Here is an 18,694-nt window from a genome sequence, read left to right as displayed (position 1 = left end):
CGATGTGTGTAGCTAACCTGTACTAATTGCTCGTTTGGCTTGACCATACAACACCCAAGTGGTTTGTAATTATCTATTGAGTGACAATTATGCGTCTGTCACGCACCTTCAATTACTTGAAGGTCCCTTGACAGACAAAACGCGCAATGGTTATTCATAGAATGGTAAGCATTATATCGATATCACCTTTATCCTTGATTCAGTTAGGATAGTGATACTTAGTCAATTAAGTAAAACCAACAGACTCATATCTAACCCCCTTTGCTGACGACAATAGCACGATGGCACCACCTGATCCCTTCCCGAACTCAGAAGTGAAACATCGTCGCGCCAATGGTAGTGTGGCTCCGGCCATGTGAGAGTAGGTCATCGTCAGCTCTCTATTCCAAAAACCCCCGACATTAAGTTGTTGGGGGTTTTTTTATGGCTGATACTTAGTAATTACTGAATATTAGTGTATACTTCGTTTACACTCCAGACATATTGTGACACTTGATAGACAAATCAGATTATGCTTATATTTTGCTAAAATGATTTGACTTATATCATTATAATTGATATTTTTGTTTGGTGTTTTTTAAGTCTGCAACTTATATCTACTTTTAAGACTAGTAGATAAATCGTAGACATCAAATGAAGTGAACACTCACTTTTTCTATTAATTATCAAAAGGAATTGGTAATGAGACTTGCCCCTCTCTTTTCAATCGGTGCTCTAGCTGCAATGAGCTTATTAGGTTGTTCTAATCAGTCCGATACAGCGGGTGACGACACTGCTGCAACGACTGAAACTGCCTCTCAAGAAACAACCACTCTACGTTTTTCACATTTTTGGCCTGCCACCTCTAACATCAGCAAAGAAGTCTTTGAGCCTTGGGCTAAAAAAATCGAAGATGAGTCTGGCGGTCGCTTAAAAGTTGAGCTTTATCCTTCGGCGACACTAAGTAAAGCCGATGTTACCTACGAAGCTGCGGTTAAGGGTACTATTGATATTGGCTCACAAGTCCAAGGTTACACTGCTGGACGTTTTCCGCTAACTCAAATCACTGAATTGCCAGGTTTATCTAACTCTGCTACTCAGATGGGCTGCATGATGCAGACGCTGTATGATGACGGTACTATCGCTGGTGAATACGAAGACTCACACGTATTGTTCATGTATGGTGTTGGCCCTGGTGCCTTGCATACTACTGATAAGCTAATCCGTACTCCATCTGACATGGAAGGTCTGCGTATCCGCCGTCCGTCAGCGGTCGCTGGTGACATTATCGAGAGTATGGGCGCATCTCCTGTTGGTCTACCTGCTAATGATATGTATACCTCTCTACAGCGCGGTGTTGTTGATGGTTTGAGTTTCCCATGGGAAGCGGTTACAACCTTCAAAATTGATGAGCTAACTAAATATCACACCAACCTTCCGCTATATACCTCTGGTCTTATGGTTACTATGAACCAAGACACTTATGATGGTTTGTCTGACGATCTCAAAAAGATCATCGATGACAATTCAGGTATGGCAATGGCTAAAGAAGTCGGTCAGATGTTCGACAAATACGACCAAGTTGCTATTCAAGCTGCCAGAGATAATGGTGATGAAATGGTTGATATCCCTGATCCATTAAATGATCCTGATTGGAAAGGTCCTCTTGAAGCAGGTACACAAAAGTATCTAGATGACGTCAATGCTCTAGGTTTAGATGCAGATGGTGTCTATGAAAAAGCTAAGGCTGCTAGTGCTGCTTGTGCAACCTAATTAACTTGAGGCAATGACAACATGGCATTTTTGGTTAGAATCAGCACTCTTATCTCTAGGTTATGCCAATTAATAGGTGGTATTAGTCTCGTAGTCATCGTTCTTGTCACTATTGCAGACGTAGTAGCACGCTACGTCTTCAAAATGACAGGCGGTGAGTTTGGTTTTACGGTCAAAGGTAGCGTTGAGATTGTCTCTTACTTCATGCTATTTTCCCTGTTGGCCGCTTTTGCAGCTTATGTTGAGCGGTCTCAAATTATCGTTGATGTTTTCACTCAAAAAATGTCCAAGGCTATGAAAGGCTATATGATGGGCGTTTTCATGATCGGCTTTTTCTTCATTGGTCTGGTGTTTACTTGGGGACTATATGAGAGCGTTCATGATGCTATAGAGTTTGGTAAGGTCACTCAAGATCTTAGAATCTCTATGGTACCTATCTACGCGCTGAGTTCATTTTTGAGTTTTTTACTGGCTATTCGCTCGCTAATTGAAGCCATCAACATATTTAGAACAGGCGAATTCTATGACGCCGAGGAGACAGGCGCATGAGTCCAGAAATTATCGGTGCAATTGGTTTAATATGCATGATTCTGCTGGTAGTCGTAAGAGTACCTGTTGCACTTGCAATGTTAGGCGTCGGTTTGGTTGGATTTGGTGCAGTTACCAGTCCTAGTGGCGCTCTACAAATGCTTAAAGACATTCCTGTTGATGTATTAGCAAAATATGACTTTAGCGCTATTCCACTGTTTATTTTGATGGGTGTTTTTGCGACCCATTCAGGTATGGCAAGTAAGTTATTTGACTCTACTAGAGTAATATTCGGTGGTGTACGCGGTAGCCTTGGGATTGCCGGTATTGGATCTTCTGGTATTTTTGCTTCTATATCAGGATCGTCTTTAGCCACAGCCTCTACTATGACTCGCGTGGCTTTGCCGCAAATGGAGAAGTACGGTTATCAGCCTGGTTTTGCTTGCGGTATTTTAGCTGCTGGCGGTACGCTTGGTATTATGATTCCACCAAGTATTGCACTACTGGTCTATGCTATTTTAACCGAGCAATCGGTTGGCGATATGTTTATCGCCGGCTTCTTGCCTGGTATTTTAGGCATGGTGATGTACTCAATAACGGTCATGATTATGGTGCGCTGGAAGCCGCATTTAGCTCAGCGCGGTGAGCGTACGTCATGGAAGGAAAAAATCCTTTCTTTGACAGGTCTTATTCCGTTTGGATTTATATTTGTTGTTATTATTTTTGGTATCTTCTTTGGGTTATTTACACCTACTGAAGGTGCAGCTGTCGGTGCTTTTGTATCTTGGCTCTATGCTGCTGCCAAAGGCATGCGTTTTAAAGGCCTTAAGCAGTCCTTAATTGAGACACTCGCGTTATCAGCCGTTGTGTTCTTTATGCTACTCGGTGCTGAGGCACTTGGGTATTTTATCTCAGTATCGCGATTGTCTTATACCTTAGCGTCTTGGATTGGCGGTTTATCAGTTAGTCCTATGATCGTTCTAATTTGTATTTTGATTATGTACTTCTTGCTAGGCTTATTTATGGACGCCTTAGCAATGCTAGTCATTACTATTCCAGTCGTTTATCCCATTATTTTAGCACTTGGGTTTGATCCGGTATGGTTTGGTATTATTGCGGTATTAACAGTAGAGCTTGGATTGATTACGCCGCCAATGGGTATGAATATCTTTGTGATTAAAGCAGTTGCCCCGCATATCAAGCTTGGTGATATGTTTAAGGGAGTAGCGCCTTTTATTGTCTCAGACGTGATACGTTTGGTGATTTTGGTCGCTTTCCCTGCTATATCCTTAGTCTTACTCAGCTAAAACAGTGATAGCTAAAGCAGTCTAAGGAGAGCCACATCGTTATTATGACGATGTGGCTTTTTTGTGTATGGTGTTTTTGTTGTTTATTGATACAAATTTATAGCGACCTAACAGTAATAGATTTACCAAAAACTTTTACTAATCAAAGTGGCAGATATAGTAGACTGAGCAAAGTTTATGTTTTATCTCTTCCCAAAAGCTGACGAGTAAAGTTATGGCTGTTGATTTTAGTAAAACCTTAATCGTTGCAATATCAGCAACGGCTTTGTTCGATTTGTCAGAGTCTGAGAATCACCTAGCTCATTTATTGCAGCAGTCCCCTAAGAGTGCTATCAGTAAATTTCGCAGCTATATGGCAGCACGCGAGAACGATGATCTGAGTATAGGGGCAGGATACCCTTTGATTAAAGCGTTACTTAATCTAAATGCATATTGCGATACTGCTGCTTTGGTAGATAAGACAATCGAAGCGCCTTTAGTCGAAGTGGTCATCGTATCCAAGAGTAGTCCAGACACGGGAATTCAGGTACTAAATGCCATACGTGCACACAAGTTAAATATCTCGCGATCTGCATTTATATCAGGAAGTCCTGTTGCGCCTTATATTGATGACTTTAAGGTTGATTTATTTTTGACGACCAATCGCGATGATGCGCAGCAAGTGACAGATGCTAATATCTGCGCTTGTGCCATATTAGATGCCACACCTGTCAATACTTATGAGCTTGATACTGAGCAGTTGCGTATCGCCTTTGATGGGGATGCGGTGTTGTTCGATGATTCAGGCGAGCTATTATACAAACAAAAAGGTCTACGCGCCTTTCATGATCGCGAAGCTAAAATGAGTGATATGCCGATTGAAAAAGGGCCTTATGCTGAGCTACTCATTAAGCTCTCAAAATTACAATCTCGATTGCCTACATTGTTAGAGCATAGCCCTGTAAAAATTGCGCTAGTCACAGCGCGTAATGCGCCTGCCGATCTGCGCGCTATAAAGACGCTAAGAGAGTGGGGTGTCAATGTCGATATGGCGTTTTTTTTGGGTGGATTAAATAAAACTGCTATTCTTAAAACCTTTGCTCCACACATATTTTTTGATGATTCAATCAAGCATATTGATGCCGCGCGGCAGTTTGTACCAACTGCCTTAGTGCCTTATCATTCAAGCTCACTCTTACATAATAATAATTATCTAAAAGAAGTTAGGGATGCATCATCATTACTATTTGAGCCTGTACAACAATCTGTTATGGCAGTTACTCAATAAGTTCTTGTACTATTAAGTTCTTGTACTATTTATGGCAGTAATATTTTGCAAAAGCCTACAAGCAGTAAAGGGGGTTATATGCTCATCACCAGAGAATATATATGAATTGGTCAGCTTTATTTGATTTAATCATTGAAAGACTAAAGCAAGTTTTTGGTCTTTATGCTTTTGTGCTTGTCCCTATGTGGGGTATGTTTTTTTTGAATGAAGTGTTCTTATTTGGATTGTGGAATATCTTTGGTATCGTCCCACGCGCGTTAGATGTCGGTAGTATGATAGGGGTGTTTGCATCATGGACTATGCATGGCAATTTTGCGCATCTACTTGGCAACAGCATAACCTTGCTACAGATTCTGTTCTTATTTGGATTGTTCGAAAATAATGCTTATCGCACGACGATAAAACTCATTATCGCATCAGGAGCTGTGACTTGGATAATAGGATCGCCGTTATCTATCCATATCGGCGCATCAGGACTGTGCTTTGCTATGCTTGGGTACATGATAGGCGGCGCACTATTTGCACGGCGCTGGGGTTATTTGATAGCTTGTATTGTGATGGGAGCTGGATATTGGCTGACTATAAAACAAGGATTGATGCCGCAAGAGGGCATCTCGTTTGCTGCGCACTTTGGTGGTCTGTGCGCAGGCTTATTGATAGGGGCAAACTCAAAACATGATTATACCGCGTTGACTAGAAGACGCTGATGATCAAAATATTTGCAAAACAGCCTTCTTACGATATGTATAGGACTATCGACTAGCACCACTATGACATCTCTCTAGCCTTTATTCGTACAGACATTAATGTATAGCAGATCATCGGTTGCAAGCTCTCGCCATGCTGTGGTTTGCTCGACGTATTCTCTTACATCAAGAGTATTACCTTTTTCTGGAATAATATAGTCTGCTCGTGCAGGCGCTGCACAATCAATCACTTGTGGAATCTGTTGTACGCTTCTGCGCCTCTCAAACAAATACAAGTTAACCAAATATATATCTGGATCGTCCACTTGAGCGACAGCATTGCCACTATCTGCTGCTATAAAACGCAGAATATGAGGTTTGATGTAAGACCAGGGACGAAACCATTCTGTACTCTCAGCAGTTTTGACTACCGTCACGCCATCAGGTAGCTTAGCAACTTGCTGCGGATACCAGTTGTACTCTTGGTTTATCTGAAAAGCAAACATACCAATAGCGGCAAATAAAGGAATAAGCCATTTAGGGGCGCGCTTGCCTGCCAGCTTACTCAAGTGAGTTATAATCAGTGCCAACCCAGCCATACCAAAGGCAGCAGCTATGGTAGCAATAAACTCAAAAAGCATAGAATTTCCTTAATACGATAAATAGAATTGTACAATAGCTATAGGCTAAAAAAATCACTCACAAGCAGCTGCTGCCTGTGAGTGATCGTTAGTGTAGCAAATATAGGTCACTGACGTGATGTATACCTAGCGGCTTAGTGGTCAATTGCTCCGCCAGCACCGCGTGGTGAACGTACGCTTTCAACCAATTCTTGGATATGAGCTGGTGGCGGCGCTGTTGCGTAAGAGACTGCAAAGGCTACTGCAAAGTTAATCAATGCACCAATCGCACCAAATGATAGTGGTGAGATACCAAATAACCAGTATTCAGCGGTATCTGGGAAGTTGGCAGTACCGCTAACAAAGAACCAGCCTTTGAATACAAAGATATAGACTAAGGTGCTAATTAGACCTGCAAGCATACCAAAGATTGCGCCTAGGTTATTAACGCGCTTAGAGAAAATACCCATCATAAGTGCTGGGAACAGTGACGCTCCTGCAATACCAAAGGCTAGAGCAACAACTTGAGCGGCAAATCCTGGTGGATTGAGACCGAGCCACGTTGCGACAACAATAGCAACACCCATCGAGATACGTGCAGCTAGTAGCTCACCTTTATCCGTGATGTTTGGATTAAGGTTACGCTTAATCAAATCATGACTGATGGCTGATGAGATAGCAAGCAATAGACCTGCGGCTGTTGATAGTGCTGCAGCCAAACCACCTGCTGCGATAAGACCAATAACCCATGGTGGAAGCTGCGCAATTTCAGGGTTAGCTAGTACTAAGATATCAGCGTTAACGTCAAGCTCATTACCTTCCCAGCCTGCGTCAGTGAAGCGTCCGTCGAGTGCTGCATCTTGTGCGGCGCGAGCGGTATCGACAGCTGCTGTTGCTGCGACTACGTCGCCACCATCAGTCTCTGCTGCAGTCAATGCAAGCTGAGCTGCACCAAGACCGCTATCGTTATAAAGCTGGATACGACCATCGTTGTTAAGATCATTGTACTTGATAAGACCCGTATCTTCCCACGTTTTCATCCAATCAGGACGCTGCTCATAAGTAAGTGCTGGCTGATCTACACCTTGTGGATAAACAGTATCAATGAGGTTCAAACGTGCCATAGCACCAACAGCAGGCGCTGTGAAGTACAAGAGAGAGATAAAGACTAGAGTCCAACCGGCTGTCCAACGTGCATCAGCAACTTTAGGAACCGTGAAGAAGCGAATGATAACGTGCGGTAGACCTGCTGTACCGATCATAAGTGATAAGGTAAATAGCACCATGTTAAGCTTGTTTGGTACATCAGCAGTATAAGCAGTAAATCCAAGGTCAGTGACGACCTGGTTAAGCTTAGTCAAAATAGGCACACCTGATTCAACATGGTTTGAGAACAAACCTAAGCCTGGAATCGGATTGCCAGTCAATTCAAGTGAGATAAAGACTGCTGGGATAGTATAAGCAATCATTAGAACCACATACTGCGCAACCTGCGTGTAGGTAATCCCTTTCATACCACCAAGTACCGCGTAGAAGAAAACAACGACAGCTGCGATAAGTAGACCAGTTGTGTTTTCAACTTCCAAAAAGCGTGAGAAGGCAACACCGGCACCAGTCATCTGACCGATAACGTAAGTGGTTGATGCGACAATCAAACAAACCACGGCAATCATAGCCGCTGTTTTTGAGTAGAAGCGATCGGCGATAAAATCAGGAACCGTAAACTTACCGAACTTACGTAAGTAAGGCGCTAATAGCATAGCGAGTAGAACGTAACCGCCTGTCCAACCCATTAAGTAAGTTGAGGCGCCATAGCCACCTGCAGCAATCAAGCCTGCCATTGAAATAAACGACGCAGCACTCATCCAATCCGCGGCGGTTGCCATACCGTTGACGACAGGGTGAACACCACCGCCTGCAACGTAGAATTCACTGGTCGTTCCAGCACGTGCCCAAATTGCGATACCGAAGTATAGCGCAAAGGATAGGCCTACAAAAATAATGTTAATCGTAAATTGACTCATGCTCTATTCCTCGTCTACGCCATATTGTTTATCTAGCTTATTCATACGCCAAGCGTAAAAGAAAATTAAGATGATAAAGACGCCAATGGATCCTTGTTGAGCAAACCAAAAGCCTAGGTCAGTACCACCAATTTTGATACCAGCCAATAAGGGACGTAAAAGAATAGCGAAGCCATAAGATACTAAGGCCCATATAAATAGGCTACCTAGAATAAGACGGACATTGGCACGCCAATAACCCGATGAATCGTTGTGGTTCTCCATAGGACAACTCCTTTTGCCTAACATAAAAACAAGATGTTTGATTAAAAGCTAACCAGTCATTGTGATTTAACATTTATCGCCGCAAGCGATCTGATATTGTCTACATCAAAGCTTTGAGACCTTGTACAGACTGCTAAATCATAATGACCCGAAATACTGCCAATCAATTGTATCAGTGGGGTGAGTAATATTGATACTCTCTATCAGCTCAAAATCACGCTATAAAGAGTATTGGTTATAATAGCGGTTAATATACTGCTACTAGTATCGGATAATGTTCCAAATCCAATGTGGATTTCACTATTGGAACAGCAGCCCATCTACTCGCTTGTTAATGACTATACTGGACAGTCATAAACCTATTAGGAATATATACAAAATTGGGTCAATTAACAATAAGTAATTTAAAATTACTTTAACGTAACGAAGTACGTAGTCTGTAAATATACACGGCATAAGAAGCGAAGTATCTGCTCAAAGACCGCTGTACTGTGCTATCAGCTCTAAAGCTATAAAATTAGCTGGCTAAAAATTTTGCAAAAACTGAAATAAATGTTTGTTATTTATTTGGTGAATACTTATACAAATGTAGCCTTTGACAAAAATCTAGCTAGATTTAATGATTTAGCAGAATCTTGTTCTGACTAGATTTATAACGTGCCATGTGTTATGCAGACTACGTATTATCAGTGGATGAATACTTTAAATGAACCACAAAAAAACCGCCCTTATCATTAAGAGCGGTTTTTTTTATGCTATATAGAGCTAATGTTGCTAAAACTACATATTAGGGTAGTTTGGACCGCCGCCACCTTCTGGCGTTACCCAAGTGATGTTCTGCGATGGGTCTTTGATATCGCAGGTTTTGCAATGAACGCAGTTTTGCGCATTAATAACGAACTTAGCGCCTTCGGCATCTTTAACCACTTCATAAACGCCAGCTGGGCAATACAGACGCGCAGGCTCAGCATATAGTGGCAGGTTAATCGAAATAGGCACTGTTGGATCGGTTAATTTTAAATGCGCAGGCTGATCCTCAGCATGGTTGGTATTGGAGATAAATACTGATGATAACTTATCAAATACAAGCTTGCCATCAGGCTTAGGATAGTTTGGCTGATAAGCATGAGCTGCGCGCTCTAAATGATGATAATCATGCGTGTTGTCGCGGATAGTCAATGGCATCTTGCCGCGCAGTACGTTTTGATCAATGAAATTAAACGCGCCGCCCATCCATTGTCCCATACGGTGCATAGCTGGTGAGAAGTTACGCGCCTCGTAGTTGTCTTGATAGAGCCATGATTCTTTGTACATGGTGCTATAAGCCACCACTTCATCATGCTGACGACCTTCTTGCACTGCTGCAAAAATAGCCTCAGCGGCAAGCATACCCGACTTCATTGAAGTATGTGTGCCTTTGATTTTGGCAGGATTTAGGAATCCTGCATCATCACCAGCTAATACGCCACCTGGAAAAGTGAATTTCGGTAGTGAATTGAGACCACCTTTAGTCAAGGCACGCGCGCCATAAGAGATGCGCTCACCACCCTCTAAAATATCACGAATCAGCGGATGCAGTTTTAGACGCTGCATCTCATCAAATGGTGACATATAAGGGTTTGAGTACGAAAGATCAATGACCATACCAAAGCTGACTTGGTTGTTTTCGGCAAAATATAACCACCAACCGCCAGAGGAACCTGTATCCGTTAGCGGCCAACCTGAACCGTGTAATACAACGCCTTCTTCATGTTTTTCAGGCTTGATATCCCAAAGCTCTTTGAGACCGATACCATAATGCTGTGGGTCAGAGTCATTATCGAGACCAAAACGGCTAATGAGGCGCTTGCCTAAATGACCACGGCTGCCTTCACTAAAGATAGTATACTTAGCGAGTAGCTCATACCCTGGCTCGAAACTTGGTTTGGCTTCGCCATCAGCGGCAACGCCCATATCGCCTGTCAAAATACCTCTAACAGAACCATCGTCGTTGTATAGAATTTCAGATGCTGGGAATCCTGGGAACATCATAACTTCAAGCTCTTCTGCTTGCTCAGCGAGCCAGCGTACCACGTTAGCTAGTGAGACGATGTAATTGCCATGGTTGTGCATACTGGCAGGTACGATAGCGTCAGGTAGCTTGGTAGAACGAGTCGCAGAACCGAGCATATAAACTCGATCTTCAGTCGCTGGGACGTTAAGCGGTGCGCCTTTTTCTTTCCAATCAGGAATCAGCTCGTCTAAAGCACGCGGCTCGATAACCGCACCTGATAAGATATGCGCGCCAAACTCAGAGCCTTTTTCGACGACACAGACCATAAACTCGTCATTGCCTGCTGCGATAGCTTGCTGACGCAAACGAATAGCAGCTGAGAGACCAGCAGGGCCACCGCCGACGACGATAACATCAAACTCCATCGATTCACGTTCAATCTCAGGCTCTTGCTCAACAACCGGCTCTTCTTCGATGACAGGCTCTTCTTCGATGACAGGCTCTTCAACGGCTGGTGTTTCATCGATAGGCTCGACAGCAACGGGCTCTTCATTGACAGTAGGCTCTTTAACTTGCGCATTTTGTTCTGCAACAACGGGTTCTTCAGTCACTGGCTCAGACGCCACTTCGACAGGCTCTTTAGTAGAGTCACTCTTACTAATATCAGTAGGCGCAGCAACACTAGTTTCTTGATCTACAGTCGTCTCTACTTCTGTGATCGGTTCAACGCTGTCCGTCTTAGTCGTATCAAGTGTGGTTGCTTGCGTGTCAGTATTGACAGTCTCGGCATCCACAACTGGCGTTTGCTTATCTTGTTCTTGCATAGCTACTCCTGAGTTCTTAATGGCTTATCTATGGACATTACGAGCGTCGCAATTAAATAATGAAGCTTGCAGCACTGTTAGGACTGCCCGATAAAAAGGGTCTTTAGGTATCAAGTGACAATCTTGCGGTTTGCATGCTTATGCTTTATATATCAATCTTTAAGTATAAGCATATAAAACTAAAATTTGGTTAGGCCAATTCGGTTGAGCTTAGTATCCTAGCATTTAAAGCAATGCCGATACATGTGACCTTTTAAAAACGTTACTCATTATAAAAGAAAAGTCGTACAAACACGATACGCATTTATAACTATCAGTGTTATGGTGACATTACTAGACTGGATGTAAAACTGAGTCATAGCTACATCATAACTGAAACTAAATTTGATAGCAGCAATACCTATAGCAAACTTTAACGAATCATTAGGGAATAATGAGATGAATAACAATGATAGCGCAAGCGATAGCGATACCAAGAACCATACCATTAATGGCGCTCAGACCGCGCACAATATGCCTTCTAACTTAAATGATATGGAGGCTTTAGATCAGTATTTAAAGGCAGAAGCTGGGACTCGGCAGGGCCGCAGTATACCGCCACTTGCAGACTGGCATCCTGAGCAAACCGTAGATATGGACTTAACGATCAAAGCTAATGGCGAATGGTGGCACGAAGGGGGCCATGTGACCCGAGAGTCATTGGTGAGCCTGTTTGCCACTATTTTATGGGTAGAAGAAAAAAACGGCGATTTGGTTTATTATCTAAAAACGCCTGTACAAAAAATGCGCATTACTGTTGAGGATGTACCTTTATTTATTAATGATATTGGCATCGTTAATGAAGACGGTGAACAGTGGCTTGAATTCACTACCACGACAGGCGATGTGGTCAGATTGGACGACGAGCATCCAATCACGCTACGTCATTATGATAATAACGACAGTCAAGATAAGGATAGCCAGAGTAACGAGAGTGCTGACAAGTCAAACGTGCGCCCCTATATGCCAGTGAGAAACGGCTTGGAGGCACTTATTGGTCGCAATGCCTTTTATCATCTCGTCGAGATTGGTACGCTGAGCGAGCAAGACGGTGAGACTATATTGACTTTGCAAAGCGGCGGTAAATCATATGAGCTATCTATGCCATCTGACTGATGCTACTTGTGAATAAGGCGGTTTGTGAAAGGTTTTTTGGCTATTGGTTAAGTGCCAAGGGGATTATATAATTGCCTCTACGTTTATATCTGGTAACTATGACTATGATGACATCATGAGTACTGCTAAACACAAAGAGGCCAGTGCGCCAATCGGCTTGTTCGATTCAGGTATTGGTGGCCTGTCTGTCTACTTGCATTTGGCCGAGCAACTGCCAAACGAGCGTTATATCTACTACGCTGATACCTTACATGTGCCTTATGGCAATCGTGATAGCCAAGATATTGAAGCTTTGACACTGACAGCGGTGAAATGGCTGCATCAGCAAGGCTGCAAATTGATCGTTATCGCTTGCAATAGCGCTTCTGCTCATGCCTTGCAAACCGCTCGCTTGCATTACCCAAACCTACCTATTGTCGGTCTTGTGCCAGCGCTTAAGCCTGCAGTTCTAGCCAGCAAAAGTGCTCATGTCGCAGTACTAGCGACCAAAGCGACGCTAGATGGCACTTTACTCAATCAAGTTATTAGTGATATCGCTCTACCTAATCAAACCAAAGTCACTAAGTATTTTGACCCCAATCTCGTCCTTTGGGTTGAGGCTGGTATGCCAGAGGATAGCGTCACCGCTGAGCATTTACGCCATCAGCTTGACGTGTTTGCAGAGCAAGGCGTGGATCAACTGGTCTTAGGCTGCACGCACTATCCGTTTTTTAGAACCTACTTGCAACAGCAAATTGCAGAGCAAAATATGTCTATACAAATTGTTGACTCAGGACACGCTATCGCTGAACGGGTCAAGCAGCTGCTGGCAAGTCATCACCTACTTGCGCCGTCTGCTAGCGTTTTAGCGCCCCAATCCTTGAGGGAAGTCGTAGAGTCCTGTCCTATAGACGTTCATACTCAGCGACCCCTTATTTTTTATGCGAGTAAATACGATGACAAGCTTGGGCAACTGATTCAGCGTCTATTAGGCACGCGCGTATTCAAACTGTCACCGCTCATGACGTATCAAGAGCAAAATTTTACTACTATTGATAGTAAATCCAAGGCATCAACCTTAATTTAGTTAAGATAGAGTCTTTAAAGTGACAGTGACGATGATTTTGGCGACAATAAAATTCACACTCAAAAGCGAGTTGTGCTAGGCTACTTACATTCAAAATTGAATATAGTGATGTTAAATGAGCAGTGATGCCATCGCTGCTAAATATTAGAGGGTATTGTGCCAAATTACCGCTATCACATTCATGTTATACATGCTGACAACGATCAGTCTTTGATTTTAGATAGTGTAGCAATAGCTTTTCAAGAGCGTGCTTTTTTGACTTATGACGTCTCAAGTAAACTGCCAAAAGCCTCTTTATATGGGCGTCAATGCATTGAGGCTTGTGATTATGCGTTAATCATCATCGGTGATAGTTATGGCACCACGCAGCGTACTGGCATCAGTCAGATGCATCTAAGTTATCTAAGCGCCGAGGCTAAGCTAAAGCCGCTACTGATCGTTATAAAGACGCATCATCACGTTATCAGCCTTGAGCCCTCTTTAACAGAGTTTATCCGTACCGTCGAAAAACATGCAAAGTATGTGTATTACTATGATGAAAGTACTTATATTGAGCCGCTGCTGGTACAGGCGCATAATGATATTGTGAACAATCACAAGATCATGGGCAGCTGGACAAAGGCGCGCACGCAATCGCTACCTGAGTATGAGTCTGACATGCAGGCGCCGCGCAAAAGCTCAGTATCTACCAAAAACCAAGACGTTCGCTCTACTACTATCTCCTCTGCAACTGGCCTGAGCCGGCCTATCGTACTGACTGATATTTTTAGTTTTCAGTACAGCGCTCATGCGTATGAAGGCGGTAATCTGACAGAGGTGACCATGCCTATGGCTTTGATGTGGTCTGATATACTCCAAGCCCTTATCAAAATATCGCCAACCTTTTCAAGCTACGGTCTGCAAAGCAGCATCAATCGCCTAATCGCTAGCAAAGCTGAGAGCGATGTTCAGCAGCTTATGCCTAAGGTTCATGCAGTAACGCGCTGTCAAATGACGCAAAATGATCTCAATAGGTTACAGCGGCAATTAGTCGCCGCCAACTGGATTGAGCTGACGACCTTTGGTACCAGGGTCAAGCAAGAGCTTTGGAAGCTTACCTTTTATGCCAAAAGCTTATCTAAAGATCAGCAAGAGCTTGATCACAATCTATAGTGAGTAGCTAAGACTACGTTTTGTAATACAAAGCATACGAGCTAATGTTATCAATTTTGTAGTGAGTGATAGATAATATAAATAATGATTAATGACTAAAAAACACAAACCTATCAAGGAGAACATAATGACTGATTCTAAAAGAGATGATTTGAGAAAAGATATCGACAATCTAGAAAACCAGATGCATGACGCGGATCAGTTTCGCACGTTAGAAGAACAAGTGGCTGATATGAAGCGCCGCGGTATCGATCCTAGTGCAGCCTACAAAGATCTAGACAGAAAAGAAGAAGATGACGATTGGGGCGATGCCACTTGGAGAGAAAACGGTAAATGGGAGCCCAAAACTCCAAATGATCTCGATGATAAAGCTCGTGAGAATTGGGATGGCGACAATGGTGAACCTAATCCACCGCCTATCGTATAATTTTAAATTCTGACTTATTAAAACCAGTATAAAAAGAGCCACACTATTATTAATAGCGTGGCTTTTATTTATCTTCGATTTATAAAATCGGCGTTTTAATCAATGCGTACTAAGCGCGTTACCCCATCACCGCCAACAACGCGGCGGTAGCGAACGGTATTCGCTGGCGCGGGTGATGAATATGAGGGCGCACTTGGCGCAATCGTCGTCTGCCGTTGAATCAACTGACCCATACGATCAGCTGGTGCTGGGGTTAGTGGACGTGCGCCTGCTGGTTGCCCATATTGATTAGTGTACTGCGTGCGGCTTGGCGCGGTGCTACCGACGATAGTACGATAAAAATTCTGTCCTGCGCGCCCGTCAGCGGGGAAGATACCGCGGCTAGTTTGATACTGCTGGATGGCGGTGCGCGTATTATCACCGATGATGCCATCAACGCCGCCAATATCATAACCTGCATCCAACAGTGCTTGCTGAATGTCTTTGGCTTGCTGACGGCTAATACCAGGGTCATTGGTCGGCCATGCCGTGACAAAGTCGGTTTTACTACTGTCTTCGCGTGTAATCAAATCAGATAAATGCGCGATAGCTAAAGCGTAGTTTTCTGAAGCATTATAAGAATAAAAAGTATCGAAGTTTTTGCCGACTAAGAACGCAGGGCCATCAATGCCTGCTGGTAATAGCAATCCTGCGCTATTTAAATCATAAGGCAAAGAGCCACCGTTGGCTAACGTCAAGCCTTGATTACGCCAGTGGCTTATAGATTTTTTGTTTTTGCGGTCTGATGCTGCCCAGTAGCCATCAGGGAGCTTGACCTCATAACCCCAAGGCTCGCCGCTACGATAACCGCGATTGTCCAAAAAGTTAGCAGTGGAGGCGAGAGCATCAGGCACACTATTGACCAAATCACGACGACCATCACCATCAAAATCCACTGCCAATTCCAAAAAGGTACTTGGCATAAACTGCGTCTGCCCAAATGCCCCAGCCCATGAGCCTGTCATATCACTTGGCGCGATATCACCACGTTGGACGATCTTTAGCGCATTGGCAAATTCACCTTGAAAGTAGCTCTGACGACGATCAAAGCAAGACAAGGTGGCTAGAGATTCAAACAAAGGCTTTTTACCCAAAGTCTGTCCAAAGTTGGACTCTACGCCCCATACGCCTAAAACATGCTCAGGCTTGACACCATAGCGCGATTCGATTTGGCGTAGGGTGTCGCCCCATTGACGCTTAGCGCGGATACCGTCCTCAACGCGCTCTTTGTCCACGAGTGCCGATAGATAATCCCAAACGTCCTTTTGAAATTCAGGCTGATAGTTGAGCGATTGAATCACGCTAGGATCTGGCTCATTCGGGCGGTAGTTATTAAAGGTGAAGCTATCGACTCCGCGAAACTTGCTAGAGTTTTTGAGTCCATCCAAGCACTGCTGAAACTCACTATTAGATAAGTAAGGGGCGTCAGGTTTGGCGGCCTGTGCGGTGCTGGCAAGACTGATACCAATAGCGGCAGTCAATAGTGAGAGAGTAGATATGCGCATGAAAATATCCTATAAGTGGCAAAAGTGTCCGTATGAGTAGAGTAATCAAGCGTTCAGTATGATAAAGATGCTTTAGAGTACCCAATCCTATGGATAAAGAAAAGATGTTGAATCACCTCGTTACTTCTTATCACTTTGTTGTCACCTTCTGGTGAGTTTTAACTAGTACTGATATCAAACAGGTGGTTTTATGGTAGTTAAATAGAGGTTTTTAGATACACTACCGAATGAGTTTTTTAATGCAAACCCAAAACCTCATCCAACTCCTTAACAAAGTCACGAATACGATCGGCATTTTTACCCAAGTCACTGCCACCTATACGTGATTTACTACGGATATCGAGCAGACGCTCATCACCTTGGTCTGTAACGCGTACGATAACATCATCTTGAAAGCCGAACCACACCGTCGTGTCTGTGGCTTCAACGATACCTGTACTCGTATCCGTATTGACCAAATCCCAGCCCAAATTATTTACTGCTTGTTCGCAAGCTTCTATCAATTCATTCTGCGATTGTGAGTAAGTAAGGGTTTGAATATCAGGATACGCGTCGCGCTGTTGCTCGGCGCTCTCGCTACCCGCGTATTCAACAGGGTTTGGTGCATCAGCACGTAGCGGGGCGATAGCGACAAATTGCGGCGGATTGATCATATCAGTTGAGATGTCGTGAATGGGAGGAACGCTTTTGGCGGTGCTCAGCATACCAAGGGGGATGATGATGGCAATCAAAGACAGAGTGACCGCTAGCAGGACACTAGAGATAGTCAGCGTCTCTCGCTTAAACAAAGCTTGAATAGTCAGCATAATCAACGCGATACCACCTGCCAGCATGCTAAAAGTAAAGCCTACAAAGGCGCTCCCTAGATCGACAATGCCAAACTTGTACAGGGGGCCTGGAAGTAGCACTAATAAAAAAGCAATCACGCTTATGAGACTGACGACAATTTTCATAAGGCTTCTCTTTGATTGATTCGTGGATCGCTTAACAGCCAAACGTGTTCAGTGACGCTAAGAGAGGCATTAGCATTTAGCGTCGAAGCATTATTCTCAAGCTCTGTGATGTGATAATCATTACTATAATACTGCTGTACTTGCTCACGGCTGACAGAAAATGGCGGGCCGTTTTTTTGGTTTTGATCATAATAAAGGGTAATCAATAGTTGCGTTGCGTTAGCACTCATCTGACGGATCTGCTCGCTATATTTTGGTCGCATATCAGCTGGCATAGCGATTAGCGCGGCTCTGTCATAGACCGCATCAATGTGACCGATATCATCAGCCGTTAAGGCAAAGATATCAGCGACCCATAAAGTAATCGTTTGATTTGCAAGCTTCCCTTGATAATATTTAATAGCGGAATTATCCGCATGCTGATGTACAGTTGGCGAGATATTTTGCTCAGCGAAGAAGGCTTGCACCGCGGATTCGACCAGCTCAATACCGACGACTTCATAACCTTGCTGCGCCAGCCAAGTCATGTCCAACGATTTACCGCTTAAAGGTACTAATATTCGGCTACCTTTTTTCAGTTTTAGGGCCGTAAAATATTTAAGCAACAACGGATTGACCTCAGACTTATGAAAGCCAATACGACCCTCACCCCAACGCGCTTGCCAAAATTCTGCATTCATACCGTTTTTCCTAATCCTAAATCCTTCATCAGCGATTATCATACCGCTAAACGCAACAAAAAAGCCAAGCGTATTAACCCTTGGCTTTATCAATCATTAACAGTTTTAAGCCTTTATGCGACCATGTATTGACTAAACTCTTTGCGTAGTTTGGCAAGCTTGGGCGGAATCGAGAAGTTACAATACGCCTGATTAGGGTTTCTATTGAAAAAATCTTGATGCTCATCTTCAGCGGCGTAGAACTCAACCGCAGGATGCACTTCGGTGACGATGCCCAGACCCATATCACGCAATTTGTTGATCGTACGATCAACAGTAGGTTTTTGATCTTCGTCCGTATAGAACACCGCACTACGATATTGGCTACCAACATCATTGCCTTGGCGATCCATTGTAGTAGGATCATGAGTGGCAAAAAACACATCAAGGATCACTTCTAACGGTACGACAGA

General features: G+C 43.6%; 17 protein-coding genes and 1 rRNA gene. 10 read left to right on the top strand and 8 right to left on the bottom strand.

Annotated features, from left to right (window positions below; genetic code table 11):
• Positions 1 to 263: 263 nt before the first annotated feature.
• The 6 genes from rrf (at position 264) to ACTXGO_RS03435 (ending at position 5,561) form a co-directional block, all read left to right on the top strand.
• A 5S ribosomal RNA gene (rrf, locus tag ACTXGO_RS03460) occupies positions 264 to 378 on the top strand.
• Between the two features lie 303 nt (positions 379 to 681).
• Positions 682 to 1,752, top strand: coding sequence for a TRAP transporter substrate-binding protein (locus ACTXGO_RS03455; RefSeq protein ID WP_435949757.1), 1,071 nt, complete (start codon positions 682 to 684; stop codon positions 1,750 to 1,752).
• Positions 1,753 to 1,773: 21 nt separating this feature from the next.
• The gene (locus tag ACTXGO_RS03450; protein ID WP_317200511.1) at positions 1,774 to 2,301 is read left to right on the top strand and encodes a TRAP transporter small permease; all 528 of its coding nucleotides are present in this window, start codon (positions 1,774 to 1,776) and stop codon (positions 2,299 to 2,301) included.
• A complete protein-coding gene (locus tag ACTXGO_RS03445) occupies positions 2,298 to 3,587 on the top strand; it encodes a TRAP transporter large permease (protein ID WP_435949756.1) in 1,290 nt (429 codons plus the stop codon). Before ACTXGO_RS03450 ends, ACTXGO_RS03445 begins: the two co-directional genes overlap by 4 nt.
• Positions 3,588 to 3,801: 214 nt before the next feature.
• On the top strand, positions 3,802 to 4,854 hold the full coding sequence (locus tag ACTXGO_RS03440; protein ID WP_443543247.1) for a 5'-nucleotidase: 1,053 nt from the start codon (positions 3,802 to 3,804) through the stop codon (positions 4,852 to 4,854).
• A 101-nt stretch (positions 4,855 to 4,955) separates the two neighbouring features.
• Positions 4,956 to 5,561 carry a rhomboid family intramembrane serine protease gene (locus tag ACTXGO_RS03435; RefSeq protein ID WP_443543249.1) on the top strand — a complete coding sequence of 202 codons (606 nt, stop codon included), beginning with the start codon at positions 4,956 to 4,958 and terminating at the stop codon, positions 5,559 to 5,561.
• Between the two features lie 74 nt (positions 5,562 to 5,635).
• Here the strand turns inward: ACTXGO_RS03435 and ACTXGO_RS03430 are convergent, their stop codons facing one another.
• The 4 genes from ACTXGO_RS03430 to ACTXGO_RS03415 form a co-directional block, all read right to left on the bottom strand.
• Complete coding sequence (locus tag ACTXGO_RS03430) at positions 5,636 to 6,181, bottom strand: hypothetical protein (RefSeq protein WP_317200515.1); 546 nt, start codon at positions 6,179 to 6,181, stop codon at positions 5,636 to 5,638.
• Positions 6,182 to 6,315: 134 nt separating this feature from the next.
• On the bottom strand, positions 6,316 to 8,184 hold the full coding sequence (locus ACTXGO_RS03425) for a sodium:solute symporter family protein (protein WP_443573365.1): 1,869 nt from the start codon (positions 8,182 to 8,184) through the stop codon (positions 6,316 to 6,318).
• 3 nt (positions 8,185 to 8,187) lie between these two features.
• Complete coding sequence (locus ACTXGO_RS03420) at positions 8,188 to 8,448, bottom strand: DUF4212 domain-containing protein (protein WP_317200517.1); 261 nt, start codon at positions 8,446 to 8,448, stop codon at positions 8,188 to 8,190.
• A gap of 780 nt (positions 8,449 to 9,228) precedes the next feature.
• A complete protein-coding gene (locus ACTXGO_RS03415) occupies positions 9,229 to 10,866 on the bottom strand; it encodes an electron transfer flavoprotein-ubiquinone oxidoreductase (RefSeq protein ID WP_443573367.1) in 1,638 nt (545 codons plus the stop codon).
• Positions 10,867 to 11,703: 837 nt separating this feature from the next.
• On the opposite strand from ACTXGO_RS03415, the gene ACTXGO_RS03410 reads away from it, so the two are divergent.
• The 4 genes from ACTXGO_RS03410 (at position 11,704) to ACTXGO_RS03395 (ending at position 15,065) form a co-directional block, all read left to right on the top strand.
• On the top strand, positions 11,704 to 12,420 hold the full coding sequence (locus ACTXGO_RS03410) for a DUF1285 domain-containing protein (RefSeq protein ID WP_443573363.1): 717 nt from the start codon (positions 11,704 to 11,706) through the stop codon (positions 12,418 to 12,420).
• A 115-nt stretch (positions 12,421 to 12,535) separates the two neighbouring features.
• On the top strand, positions 12,536 to 13,486 hold the full coding sequence (murI, locus tag ACTXGO_RS03405) for a glutamate racemase (protein ID WP_443573361.1): 951 nt from the start codon (positions 12,536 to 12,538) through the stop codon (positions 13,484 to 13,486).
• A 156-nt stretch (positions 13,487 to 13,642) separates the two neighbouring features.
• Positions 13,643 to 14,638 (top strand): DUF4062 domain-containing protein, encoded by a 996-nt coding sequence (locus tag ACTXGO_RS03400; RefSeq protein WP_317200520.1) that lies wholly within the window; start codon positions 13,643 to 13,645, stop codon positions 14,636 to 14,638.
• Between the two features lie 127 nt (positions 14,639 to 14,765).
• A complete protein-coding gene (locus ACTXGO_RS03395; protein WP_317200521.1) occupies positions 14,766 to 15,065 on the top strand; it encodes a hypothetical protein in 300 nt (99 codons plus the stop codon).
• Between the two features lie 95 nt (positions 15,066 to 15,160).
• Here the strand turns inward: ACTXGO_RS03395 and ACTXGO_RS03390 are convergent, their stop codons facing one another.
• The 4 genes from ACTXGO_RS03390 to ACTXGO_RS03375 all read right to left on the bottom strand — a co-directional run.
• Entirely contained in the window at positions 15,161 to 16,609 is a 1,449-nt protein-coding gene (locus ACTXGO_RS03390; RefSeq protein ID WP_443573359.1) for a lytic murein transglycosylase, read from the bottom strand.
• Positions 16,610 to 16,845: 236 nt separating this feature from the next.
• The gene (locus ACTXGO_RS03385; protein WP_443543258.1) at positions 16,846 to 17,562 is read right to left on the bottom strand and encodes a DUF1499 domain-containing protein; all 717 of its coding nucleotides are present in this window, start codon (positions 17,560 to 17,562) and stop codon (positions 16,846 to 16,848) included.
• Complete coding sequence (gene tmpT, locus ACTXGO_RS03380) at positions 17,559 to 18,242, bottom strand: thiopurine S-methyltransferase (protein ID WP_443573357.1); 684 nt, start codon at positions 18,240 to 18,242, stop codon at positions 17,559 to 17,561. The genes ACTXGO_RS03385 and tmpT overlap by 4 nt, the downstream gene beginning before the upstream one ends.
• Before the next feature lie 113 nt (positions 18,243 to 18,355).
• Positions 18,356 to 18,694 (bottom strand): peptide-methionine (S)-S-oxide reductase (locus ACTXGO_RS03375; RefSeq protein WP_443573355.1); only part of this gene is annotated, 339 nt, incomplete at its 5' end.

This window comes from Psychrobacter sp. T6-1 (assembly GCF_052258445.1).
This window is presented reverse-complemented; position numbering and strand designations above follow the sequence as displayed.

What these genes read in the sequence shown, in the direction of transcription:
- ACTXGO_RS03455 (WP_435949757.1), top strand. Translation starts at nt 682, where the DNA reads ATGAGACTTGCCCCTCTCTTTTCAATCGGTGCTCTAGCTGCAATGAGC.
- ACTXGO_RS03450 (WP_317200511.1), top strand. Translation starts at nt 1,774, where the DNA reads ATGGCATTTTTGGTTAGAATCAGCACTCTTATCTCTAGGTTATGCCAA.
- ACTXGO_RS03445 (WP_435949756.1), top strand. Translation starts at nt 2,298, where the DNA reads ATGAGTCCAGAAATTATCGGTGCAATTGGTTTAATATGCATGATTCTG.
- ACTXGO_RS03440 (WP_443543247.1), top strand. Translation starts at nt 3,802, where the DNA reads ATGGCTGTTGATTTTAGTAAAACCTTAATCGTTGCAATATCAGCAACG.
- ACTXGO_RS03435 (WP_443543249.1), top strand. Translation starts at nt 4,956, where the DNA reads ATGAATTGGTCAGCTTTATTTGATTTAATCATTGAAAGACTAAAGCAA.
- ACTXGO_RS03430 (WP_317200515.1), bottom strand. Translation starts at nt 6,181, where the DNA reads ATGCTTTTTGAGTTTATTGCTACCATAGCTGCTGCCTTTGGTATGGCT.
- ACTXGO_RS03425 (WP_443573365.1), bottom strand. Translation starts at nt 8,184, where the DNA reads ATGAGTCAATTTACGATTAACATTATTTTTGTAGGCCTATCCTTTGCG.
- ACTXGO_RS03420 (WP_317200517.1), bottom strand. Translation starts at nt 8,448, where the DNA reads ATGGAGAACCACAACGATTCATCGGGTTATTGGCGTGCCAATGTCCGT.
- ACTXGO_RS03415 (WP_443573367.1), bottom strand. Translation starts at nt 10,866, where the DNA reads ATGGAGTTTGATGTTATCGTCGTCGGCGGTGGCCCTGCTGGTCTCTCA.
- ACTXGO_RS03410 (WP_443573363.1), top strand. Translation starts at nt 11,704, where the DNA reads ATGAATAACAATGATAGCGCAAGCGATAGCGATACCAAGAACCATACC.
- murI (WP_443573361.1), top strand. Translation starts at nt 12,536, where the DNA reads ATGAGTACTGCTAAACACAAAGAGGCCAGTGCGCCAATCGGCTTGTTC.
- ACTXGO_RS03395 (WP_317200521.1), top strand. Translation starts at nt 14,766, where the DNA reads ATGACTGATTCTAAAAGAGATGATTTGAGAAAAGATATCGACAATCTA.
- ACTXGO_RS03390 (WP_443573359.1), bottom strand. Translation starts at nt 16,609, where the DNA reads ATGCGCATATCTACTCTCTCACTATTGACTGCCGCTATTGGTATCAGT.
- ACTXGO_RS03385 (WP_443543258.1), bottom strand. Translation starts at nt 17,562, where the DNA reads ATGAAAATTGTCGTCAGTCTCATAAGCGTGATTGCTTTTTTATTAGTG.
- tmpT (WP_443573357.1), bottom strand. Translation starts at nt 18,242, where the DNA reads ATGAATGCAGAATTTTGGCAAGCGCGTTGGGGTGAGGGTCGTATTGGC.